General features: G+C 64.5%; 8 protein-coding genes and 1 pseudogene. 7 read left to right on the top strand and 2 right to left on the bottom strand.

Annotated features, from left to right (window positions below; all coding sequences use genetic code 11):
* Both AB4Y73_RS20040 and AB4Y73_RS20035 read left to right on the top strand, forming a co-directional pair.
* A partial coding sequence (locus AB4Y73_RS20040) for an MBL fold metallo-hydrolase (protein ID WP_441874381.1) occupies nucleotides 1-381 on the top strand: 381 nt, incomplete at its 5' end.
* A 109-nt stretch (nucleotides 382-490) separates the two neighbouring features.
* On the top strand, nucleotides 491-2,845 hold the full coding sequence (locus tag AB4Y73_RS20035) for an FdhF/YdeP family oxidoreductase (protein WP_441874379.1): 2,355 nt from the start codon (nucleotides 491-493) through the stop codon (nucleotides 2,843-2,845).
* Nucleotides 2,846-2,918: 73 nt separating this feature from the next.
* Here AB4Y73_RS20035 and AB4Y73_RS20030 read toward each other — a convergent pair whose 3' ends face one another.
* The gene (locus AB4Y73_RS20030) at nucleotides 2,919-4,367 is read right to left on the bottom strand and encodes an SLC13 family permease (protein ID WP_441874377.1); all 1,449 of its coding nucleotides are present in this window, start codon (nucleotides 4,365-4,367) and stop codon (nucleotides 2,919-2,921) included.
* A gap of 12 nt (nucleotides 4,368-4,379) precedes the next feature.
* Nucleotides 4,380-5,498 (bottom strand): PrpF domain-containing protein, encoded by a 1,119-nt coding sequence (locus AB4Y73_RS20025; RefSeq protein WP_441874375.1) that lies wholly within the window; start codon nucleotides 5,496-5,498, stop codon nucleotides 4,380-4,382.
* Between the two features lie 240 nt (nucleotides 5,499-5,738).
* Between AB4Y73_RS20025 and AB4Y73_RS20020 the strand changes: the two genes are divergently transcribed.
* From AB4Y73_RS20020 to AB4Y73_RS20000, 5 genes and pseudogenes are all read left to right on the top strand, one after another.
* Nucleotides 5,739-6,677, top strand: a complete 939-nt coding sequence (locus tag AB4Y73_RS20020; protein ID WP_441874384.1) for a LysR substrate-binding domain-containing protein — start codon at nucleotides 5,739-5,741, stop codon at nucleotides 6,675-6,677.
* A gap of 137 nt (nucleotides 6,678-6,814) precedes the next feature.
* Nucleotides 6,815-7,207 (top strand): nuclear transport factor 2 family protein, encoded by a 393-nt coding sequence (locus AB4Y73_RS20015; protein ID WP_441874373.1) that lies wholly within the window; start codon nucleotides 6,815-6,817, stop codon nucleotides 7,205-7,207.
* 172 nt (nucleotides 7,208-7,379) lie between these two features.
* Nucleotides 7,380-8,978 carry a PucR family transcriptional regulator gene (locus tag AB4Y73_RS20010; RefSeq protein ID WP_441874371.1) on the top strand — a complete coding sequence of 533 codons (1,599 nt, stop codon included), beginning with the start codon at nucleotides 7,380-7,382 and terminating at the stop codon, nucleotides 8,976-8,978.
* Nucleotides 8,975-9,907 (top strand): glutaminase, encoded by a 933-nt coding sequence (locus AB4Y73_RS20005; protein WP_441874369.1) that lies wholly within the window; start codon nucleotides 8,975-8,977, stop codon nucleotides 9,905-9,907. The genes AB4Y73_RS20010 and AB4Y73_RS20005 overlap by 4 nt, the downstream gene beginning before the upstream one ends.
* A 164-nt stretch (nucleotides 9,908-10,071) precedes the next feature.
* Nucleotides 10,072-10,271 (top strand): annotated as a pseudogene (locus AB4Y73_RS20000) (amino acid permease); the annotation flags it as partial.

Below are 10,271 nucleotides of genomic sequence, written 5' to 3'. Positions count from 1 at the left end.
GGCGCCCCGATCATCATGAACCCGGAGGACCTGGTCCTCTGGAAACAGGTCTACCCGGATGCTGACCCGGACCGGTACCACAGCGACGGTGACGTGTTCGAAGTCGGCGGGGCAACCCTGGAAGCCATCCACACCCCGGGCCATTCCCCGGGCTCCACCTGCTTCCACCTCGAAAGTGAGGGAACAGTCTTCACCGGCGACACCCTCTTCAACGGCGGACCCGGCGCCACCGGCAGGTCCTACAGCGACTACCCCACCATCCTGAAGTCGATCCGGGAACGGCTTTTGACGCTCCCGCCGGAGACCGTGGTACGTACCGGCCACGGGGATAACACCACCATTGGTGCCGAACGCGAAACGCTGGCTAAGGTGTCCGAATAAGGCACGGTCCGTGAATAGCAGGAACCCGTTGAGGCGCGCCAGGACAGCTGGCGCGCCTCAACGGGCGTTATGAACAAGAACGGCGCGAGCCGCAACGGAAGTTGGAACAATGAAGTTCGGTAAGCAGCCCGCCCCCGTCGCGGACATCAACGAGGACCACCTCGAAGTCCACAAGCCCAAGACCGAGGCCGCGGGTGTCAAGGCCGTGATGGTGGCCCTCGAACGCGCCGTGGCCCAGGCCGGCGTCACCCGGACGGCGCAGTCCCTGCTGCGGCTGAACCAGCAGGGCGGATTCGACTGCCCGGGCTGCGCCTGGCCCGAATCGGCCACGAAGCGCAAGGCGGCCGAGTTCTGCGAGAACGGGGCCAAGGCGGTGGCGGAGGAAAACACCCTCCGTACCGTGGGCGCGGAGTTCTGGGCCAAGCACTCGATCGCCGAACTCTCAACGAAGACCGAGTACTGGCTGGGCAACCAGGGCCGGCTGAGCGAGCCGGTGGTGATCCGAGAAGGGGAGACCCACTATTCCCCGATCTCCTGGGCCGATGCCTTCGACCTGATCGGCAAGCACATCCGGGCCTCCACGCCGGACCGCTGCGTCTTTTACACGTCCGGGCGCACCGCGAACGAGACCGCGTTTATGTACCAGCTGTTCGCCCGGTCCCTGGGCACGAACAACCTGCCGGACTGCTCCAACATGTGCCACGAGTCTTCAGGCTCGGCGCTGAACCCCACCATCGGCATCGGCAAGGGCACCGTGTCCCTGGAGGACATCCACGATTCCGAGCTCATCTTCGTGGTCGGCCAGAACCCGGGCACCAACCACCCCCGCATGCTCTCGGCACTGAAGGAGTGCAAGGACAAGGGCGGCAAAGTAGTGGCTGTCAATCCGCTGCCCGAGGCCGGCCTGTTCAACTTCAAGGACCCGCAGACCGTCTCCGGCGTCGTCGGCGGCGGCACGCCGCTGGCCGATGAGTACCTGCAAATCAAGGTGGGCGGTGACCTCGCCCTGTTCCAGGCGCTTGGCCACCTGCTCCTGGCGGAGGAAGAACGCAACCCGGGCACCGTCGTCGACCGTTCCTTCATCGACGCGCAAACCGACGGGTTCGACGCCTACCGCGACGCCCGCAAGGAACTGGACTGGGACGAGACCGAGAAGGCCACAGGCCTGTCCCGTCAGCAGATCGAAACCGTGGCCGGAATGCTGATCCGCTCCAAGGCCACCATCTTCTGCTGGGCCCTGGGCGTGACGCAGCAGCCGCACTCCGTGGACACCATCAAGGAAATGGTTAACGTCCTGCTCCTGCAGGGCAACTTCGGCAAGCCCGGCGCCGGCGCGTGCCCGGTCCGCGGGCACTCCAATGTGCAGGGTGACAGGACCATGGGCATCTGGGAAAAGCCCAAGGAATGGCTCCTCGATGCACTCGACAATGAGTTCGGGATCCAGTCCCCGCGCCACCACGGCTATGACGCCGTGGAAGCCGTGGAAGCGTTTGAGCGGAACGAGGTGGACGTTTTTGTGTCCATGGGCGGCAACTTCTCGCTCGCCTGCTCGGACACCGAAACGCTGGAAGCGGGCATGCAGCGGATTGGCCTGACCGTGCACATCTCCACCAAACCCAACCGGTCCCACATCGTGCACGGCCGCACGTCCCTGATCCTGCCCACGCTGGGCCGCACGGATAAGGACCACAAGCACCCCAAGGGCGCGCAGTTCCTGTCCGTGGAGGACTCCATGTCCGTGGTGCACTCCACGCAGGGGCGCCTGACTCCTGTGTCCGAGCACCTGCTTGCCGAACCGGTGATCGTGGCGCGGATGGCAGAAGCGACCTTCAGGCCCGGCCATTCCGTGGACTGGAAAGCCATGGCCGAGGACTACGACGTTATCCGGGACCACATCTCCCGCGTCCTGCCCGGGTTTGAGGACTTCAACACCCGGGTCCGGACCAAAAACGGGTTCGTGCTGCCCAACCCGCCGCGGGATACCCGGTCCTTTAAGACGGACATCGGACGGGGCCGGTTCACCGTCAGCCCGCTGGAATACCTGACGCCGCCGGACGGGCACCTGGTGCTCCAGACCATCCGCAGCCACGACCAGTACAACACCACGTTCTACGGCCTGGATGACCGCTACCGCGGCATCTCCAACGGCCGCCGGGTGATCCTGGTGCACCCGGAGGACCTGGCGGAACTCGGCTTCAAGGACCGGGACCTCGTGGACGTGGTCAGCACCTTCCGCGGCCACGACCGGCAGACGGACAAGTTCCGCCTGGTGGCCTATCCGACGGCGAAGGGCTGCGCCGCCGCGTACTTCCCCGAAGCCAACGCCCTGGTCCACAAGGAAAACGTAGCCAGGGAGTCCAACACCCCCGGCTTTAAGGCAATGTTCGTCCGGTTTGTGCCGCGTCCCGCGGAGCCGGAAACGGCCGACGAATCCGCTTCGCTGGCGGCGGCCACTGCCGGCTGAGCTTAAAACCAAGCGGCCCGCCGGCTGATGCCGGCGGGCCGCTACAAGCTGGTTCCGATTACGGGGCGGACTGTTACATGATGCCGGTGGGTACCAGCAGGGCCCAGGCCAAGGCCGGGGCTACCAGCACCACGCCGCCGGCGTACGCCATAAGCTGCTTGTAGACGCGCTGCCGGTCGTCGGGGCGGGCGTTGGCCACCACCAGTGCGCCGTCGGTGGAGAACGGGGAGACATCCACCACGGTGGCGGCGATGGCGAGGGCGGCAACGGTTCCGGAGGCACTCAGGGAACTGGTGGCCAGGAGTGGGCCGGCCAAGGGAATGAACGCGGTGAGCAGTGCGGTGGAGGACGCGAACGCCGACCCGACGCCGATGACGTAGCAGAGGATCAGGGCGATGAGCAGGGGTGCGCCCAGGGCGAGGGCCTGCTCGGCCAGGGTATCGATGACGCCGACGTGCTGGAGCAGGGAGACGTAGGTGATCATGCCGGCCACCAGCAGGACGGTGGACCACGAGATTCCGCCGATGAAGGTCTGGTGTTCCTTGATGTTCACGAAGGCCAGCAGCAGGCCGGCGGCGAGGGCCACGAAGCCGATCGGCATGTGGAAGCCGAGCGTGCACACCAGCATGACGGCGATCAGTGCCAGGGTGAGGATCTGCTGGCCCTGGGGACGGCCCGTCCGGGACGTGTCAACGTCCGCGTGCTGGCCGCCTTTGCTGTCGCGTAGCTTGCCCAGGAGGGCGAACAGGGCCACGGTGAGCGCGGACAGGATGAGGTTCAGGGCGAAGCTGGCCGCGAAGAGCGAGCCCTGGTCGATGGCGAAGCCGTTCTTTACCGAAATGTCATGGACCAGCACGCCGGCTACAGACAGTGGGGAGAAGCCGCCGGCGTGGGCGCCGTTGATGATGAAGGCGCCCATAAGAACGGGGTGGATGCGGGACTCGTAGGCGAATCCGATGGCCGCGGGTGCCAACAGGGCGATGGCGGCGGGGGAGAAGGTGCCCAGCGAGGTCAGTGCGGCGGCGATCAGGAAGAACACCCAGGGAAGCAGCATGGTTTTGCCCCTGACGAGGCGCACGCAGGTCTGGACGATGATATTGATGGTGCCGTTCCGCTGGGCCATGCTGAAGAAGTAGGTGACGCCGATGATCGTCAGGACGATGCTGGCCGGGAACTCGTCGAGGATCTGCTTGTCGCTCATGCCAAGCATGAAGTACCCGACGCCGAATGATGCCACCAAGCCCATCACCCCGATGTTCAGCGGCCATTTTGTGGCGACGATGAACATCACGACAAGGATGACCAGGGGGATGATCTGTGTGGCGGTCATGGTCGGCTCCGATTCCGGGGTGGCCGCCGGGTTAAAGATGGCACCCCCGAACACGAGGGCGATCAGACCCAGGATCGCGATCGCGGCTACCGCTATCAGCAGGATACGACGGCGGCGGTTGGGACGTTTGGAAGTAACTTCCCGGACATCGGTCTCTGTGTCGGAAACAGGCTGGTAAATAGTCTTAGTCATGATCTTGGCTCCTCATTGAGTGGCTGATGCTAGGGAGGCTTCGACGGCACTGCCGAGGGCCTCGGGGAGGTGGATGATGGTGGTGGCGATGGTGCGGGCCGTCCGGTCGACGCCGACCAGGAGGGACCCGTCGTGTTCCTCGCTCCAGGTCTCGATCACCCCTGCGGGCGTGCGCAGCCGCAGCTTGGTCCCCGGGATGTCGCAGGTGATGCTGCTGAGTACGGTGCCCGGAGTCCGCGAGGCGAGAGTCAGGGCGATGCTCCCGGTGATGGCCAGGGCAGGGTGGGGCTTGCCCATCGAGAGCATCATGACGTTGACGTCGCTGTCCGGGTCCGGCTGGACGGGGGAGGCGACTATCGCGAGTTTGGGGATGGCGCGGGCAGCAGCGGCGGTGGTTGGTGCCAGCCCCATCCGTACGGCAGCCTGGCGGCGGATGTGCTCCAACGTTTCCAGCTGCAGTTCCACGCCGGCTGCCCAACTGTCGTAGCGGGCGGTGTCAAGGCCCAGCTCCTCAGCGCGGACGATCACCACCGGCGCGCCGGCGTCGACCATTGATACAGTCCAGCGCGTTCCGCCTGCGGTGATCGTGTCGCTTGCGGCGCCGGTGGGCAGCAGATTCCCAGTAGTCTTGCCGGCCGGGTCCTGGAAGCCGAGCCCCACGCGGTAGCCCGGAAAGGCAACCCCTGGCATCTGCGCGTCCGGAACGATGGGCAGGGCTCCTGCGGGAGTGGCCACGCGCTGGACGATGACCTGGCCGGTGTTCGTGTTGCGGGTGACGATCCGGGTGACGTCACCGCGGGGGACCACCCACCCCTTCTCAATCGCGTAAAGTCCAACGACCGCGGAGCAGTTTCCGCAATTGCTGCCCCAGTCAACCGCCGCCTCTTCGATGCCGACCTGGGCAAAGGTGAATTCGACGTCGACATCTTCATCGGCCGGCCGCCGAAGGATCATGGCCTTGCTGGTAGTCGAGGTTGCCCCGCCGACACCATCAATCTGCCGGTGATCGGGACTCCCGAACAGCCGCGGCAGCAACTCATCCAGGCTGGTACGGGTCTCGTCCAGGTGCTCCGTTTCGAAGACCCAGCACTTGCTGGTGCCTCCACGCATCCATTCAGCTTCTATCTTCATAGTCTTTCCACATCTCTCGGGTCACGCAGTTTGTTCAGGGCGCCTGGTAAGAGAATGAGCCGGATCACATATGAAGACAATGTTCAATTTCTGAGGGTGTATGTAGTGTTTCTTCAATCACTGGCAGCTTTGGCACTCCGGATCGGTTTGCCCGCTCAGAGGCGACCGAAGGTGCCTAGTGAAGGCAAGGATTTGCCTTTGAATGCATAGAATGAACTGATCTGACAGAAGGGTGAAGTGTTGCTTAACGACGAGAACCAGGATTTATTCGACATCCGGCGCTTGGCCCTCCTGGTTGAGGTCGTGGAGCAAGGGTCGATCACGGCCGCGGCTGACCTGATGATGTACACCCCGTCGGCCGTTTCCCAGCAGTTGCGGAAGCTCGAACAGGAAGTGGGACAGCCGCTACTGAACCGCCGCTCCCGCGGGGTGGTGCCCACCGAGGCCGGGCAGGTGCTGGCCGGCCATGCCCGTAAGATCATCGGTCAGATGCGGGCGGCTCAGTCCGATCTTGACCAGATCGCGGGCCTGAAACGCGGCTCCTTGACCTTAGGTACGTTCCCCACCCTTGCCGGTTCCTTTTTGCCGGTTGTCATCCGCGCCTTTAAGAAGCGGTACCCGGCAATTGGCCTCTCGGTGCGAAGCGCGCGCTTTGACGAACTCGTGTCGGACCTCGAGTCCGGCATCACCGGACTGTGCCTGCTCTGGGACTATCCCTGGAACAGGTTCCACGACGATTCCATCCGGATAACCGAGGTCTTCCAGGAAAGCACGGTGATCCTCGTCGCGCGCGGGCACCCTCTCGCCGGCAGGGACGAGGTGAAGATGGAGGAGCTGCGGACGGAGTCCTGGATAGTTCGCGCGGAAGGCCACCCGGTGGTCGAGGTCCTGCAACGTTCAGCGCACGACGCCGGGTTCGAGCCGACCATCGGCTTCCTCGCCAACGACTATCAGGAGGCCCAGGCCATGGTCAGCGTCGGCATGGGTGTGGCGATGGTGCCCAGAACCGCGGTGGCCCTCCAGCACCCGGACGTACGGGTCATCAGTCTTGGTGCGGCGGCGCCCATGCGGCGGGTATTGCTGGCTCAACGCCAAGACAAGGTGTACGCCCCGGCCGAGGTTGCCTTCCAGTCCACGCTTCTCGAAATCGCCCGGGAGCACGTCGGCGACTACCTCTAGGGCAAAAGCGGCGCCGTCCGTGGAGCGGTAGCGTAGTGCGGCCGCGAAGACGGACGCGCGAGCCATGGACAACCCCAACCGCCAGGCTTAAAATTGCTGCGCTGGGACCCAGACAATGGTGTTGGAAAGGGTTCGCGATGGGCATGCAGGAAGACGCCGCGGTGGTGCGGCGCGGCTACGAAGCATTCAATTCGGGCGATATGGAAACGCTCAAGGGCCTCTTCGCCCCGGACGCCGTCTACCGCGTCGGCGGCAGTGGCGGCCTCGCCGGGGTCAAACAAGGGTCAGACGAGATTTTGGCTTATTTCGGTGAGCTGTTTTCCCGGTCCGGCGGCACCACCAAAGTTGAGCTGCAGGACGTCATCCCCGGCGAACGTCATACGGTGGGCCTGCAAACCGCTCAGGCACAGCGCAATGGCCAGTCCATGGAGCAGCACGGCGTCCTGGTGTTCACACTGACAGACGGGAAAGTTACCGAGGTCAACGAGTTCATAGAGGACACGGCGAAGGCGTCCGACTTTTGGTCGTGACGCCAACGGGGACAGATCGGCTATACAGGGCCTTGCACCGTCAAAACTTGGTCAGTCACCCGAAAAGCTGCCACAGCCTTTGGGTTCGCTTACATATTTTGGGGGAGCCCGCGTCGATAGCATGAGTTGACCGGACAGAGCCGTCCGGCCGGATCGACGCAGAAGGAAGCCCATGGCAGCCGTTACGGTGGACGACATCCTCGCGGACCTCCCTCTGGGTTTCGCGAGCCTCATCCTTCGGCCGTCCCCTGCCCGCTCTGCGATCGACCGGTTCCTGATAGTGGATGCGGATGATGAGACGTCCGACGGCGGCGCGGCCTTTGTCCTGCTGATCGGCGTCCGTGGCCGCTCGGCATTGCCCGCGCTGCGGCGGCTCCTGAAGAACCCTCCGCCGGTGGTGGCTGTCAAGGGCAGGCGTGAAGAGCTCACCGAAGCTGAAGAATTGCTCCGCGATGCCGGCACGGGCCTGCTCCTGGTTGATCCGGGGGCTGACTGGGACCGGCTGCTGTCCATTGCCAAGGACCGCATCCAGCCCCGCAGCTACCAGAGCGAAGTGCTGACGCTGCTGGAAGAGGACCTGTTTGCCATCGCCCAGACCACCGCCCGGCTCACATCCAGCCACGTGCTCATCGAAGACGCCGCCAACAAGGTGCTGGCATACTCCACGGTTTCGAACGACATCGACGAGCTGCGCAAGGCCTCCATCCTGGCCCGGCGCGGTCCGCGTAAATACGAGCTCCTGCTGAAGGACCTGGGCGCGTACCGTGAACTGCACAGGACCCGGCTGCCGGTGCGGGTACCCGCCCGGCCCCAGGACGGGCTGCGGGAACGGGTGGCCGTCACACTGTTCGCCGGGGACCGGATCATGGGCTACATCTGGCTGCAGGAAACCGGGGACGGCTTCGGCCCGGACGTTGATTATGTGCTGAAAGGATCTGCGGCGCGGGCCTCAGCCGAGCTGATCCGTCACCGCAACCAGCAATCCGTGCACATGCGCGAGGACCGCATTGCGCGGATACTGTCAGGTTCGGCCGAAGCCGCGGCCAGTGCTCACAGCGAGAAGATCTCCGCTGAGCGCCCGGCCGCACTGATCCTGATTGGAATGCCCGATTCCGAAGCCCAAGCCGATGACGCAGCCCTGAAGCACGGCGAACTCGCCAACCTGGCGTCCATCCACGCGGCCGCCTACAAAGCGTCCGCCGTCGTGGGCCAGTTCAAGGGCGATACCGCCGTCATTGTCCCTGGCCTGCAATCAGCCTCCGCGGAACCCGGACTGCGGAGCCTGGCGGAGTCCATCGTCCGGGATGCCGGCAAGCACCTCGGCATCAGCCCGTTCGCAGCCGTCGGTCCAGTAGCACCGGACCTGCTGTCCCTATACACAACCACCCGGATCACCGAGGCCCTGTTGAGGTGTGTGGGAACTTCGCAGGTCAGGGGCGTTGCCACGGTGGACGACTTCGAGGGAGAGATCCTCTTCCGCGAGGCGGTCCGGAATTTCACGTCCTCCACGTTCCGCCACCGCAGTCTTTCCGCCCTACTCCGGCAAGACACAGAACTCGCGGAAACCCTGCACGCGTACTTCGAAGCGTCGCTCGATGCCGCAGAGTGCGCCAGCAGGATGGGGCTGCACAAGAACACCGTCTACTACCGGATCGGCAAGGCCTCCCGGGTGACCGGCCTTAACTTCGGCAACCCGCGGGACTCGCTGGTGGCCCTGCTCCACATCCAGGAATGGGCCAGCACACCTCAACAACAACTGGGCAGGAAATGACCACAGCACTCAAAGCACCGCCGTTGAACGCGATACTGGACGACATCGTCAGCAGCCACAGGCCACAGCGGGAAACCGGCTCTGTCCCGGCCAACATTCCCCTCCTGGCAGCGGTACCCTTCGACAGGTTCGGGATCGCCGTCGCCACCACTTCCGGTGAGATGTTCAGCTCCGGCGACGCCGATGTCCCGTTTTCCATCCAGAGCATCTCCAAGGTGTTCACGCTGGCAATGGCCCTTCAAGGCGACAGCTCCGGAACGCTGTGGTCCCGTGTTCTGCGCGAACCGTCCGGCACCTCGTTCAACTCCCTGGTCCAGCTGGAACTGGAGCACGGCATCCCGCGGAACCCCTTCATCAACGCCGGCGCCCTGGTGGTCACCGATCACCTGATGGAAGAAACGTTCGACGCCGCCACCCAGGTGTTGCGGTTCCTCACCGAGCAGGCGGCCAGCACTGGGCCCTTCATCGATGAGGCCGCTGCAGCCAGCGAACTCGCCAGCAGCAGCCGCAACCTGGCCCTGGCGCACTTCCTGAAGGACTTCGGCAACCTGAAGCAGCCCGCGGAATCAGTGGTGGAAAACTACGTCCGCCAATGCTCCGTCATGATGTCCTGCGTGGAACTCGCCAAGGCAGGACTCTTCCTCGCCCGCGACGGCCAGGGAGCGCTGGGAACCGTGGTGTCCCGCAGCGACGCGAAACGCATCGGCTCCATCATGCTGACGTGCGGGATGTACGACGCCGCCGGCGAGTTCGCCTACCGGGTGGGCCTACCCGGTAAAAGCGGTGTTGGCGGCGGGATCCTGGTCATCGTTCCAGGTGTTTGCGCCATTTGCGTCTGGAGCCCGCGGCTGGACGCCAAGGGAAACTCCCTTGCCGGCACTGCGGCGCTCGCCGACCTCTCCGACCGCACCGGCTGGTCTGTCTTCTAAACCCGCAGATTGCCGCCCCACAACTTTCCAACCCAGCAGGATCTTCTCCGTATCGAAAGGATCAACCATCCCCAACCGCTCCCTAACCTCGCAAGCTCGGTCAGGGAACCCGGCGGTCGTGGGCCCACTCGGCCTTCCAATCCACGGACATACTAAGGACACGCATGTCGAATCCCCCCACCCCCATCCCTGACCACATCATCGACGGCGGTCACGCGCACGCCTCGGAAAGTTCCCTCCACGCGGAGGACAAGGGCTATCACAAGAACCTCAAACCGCGGCAGATCCAGATGATCGCCATCGGCGGCGCGATCGGCACCGGCCTGTTCCTCGGCGCCGGCGGCCGCCTCAACGCCGCCGGACC

Origin of the sequence: Pseudarthrobacter sp. TAF60_1, assembly GCF_052113505.1 — a bacterium.
Taxonomy (GTDB): domain Bacteria; phylum Actinomycetota; class Actinomycetes; order Actinomycetales; family Micrococcaceae; genus Arthrobacter.
The sequence above is the reverse complement of the archived record's forward strand: the minus strand, read 5'-3'. Positions and strand labels throughout refer to the sequence as shown.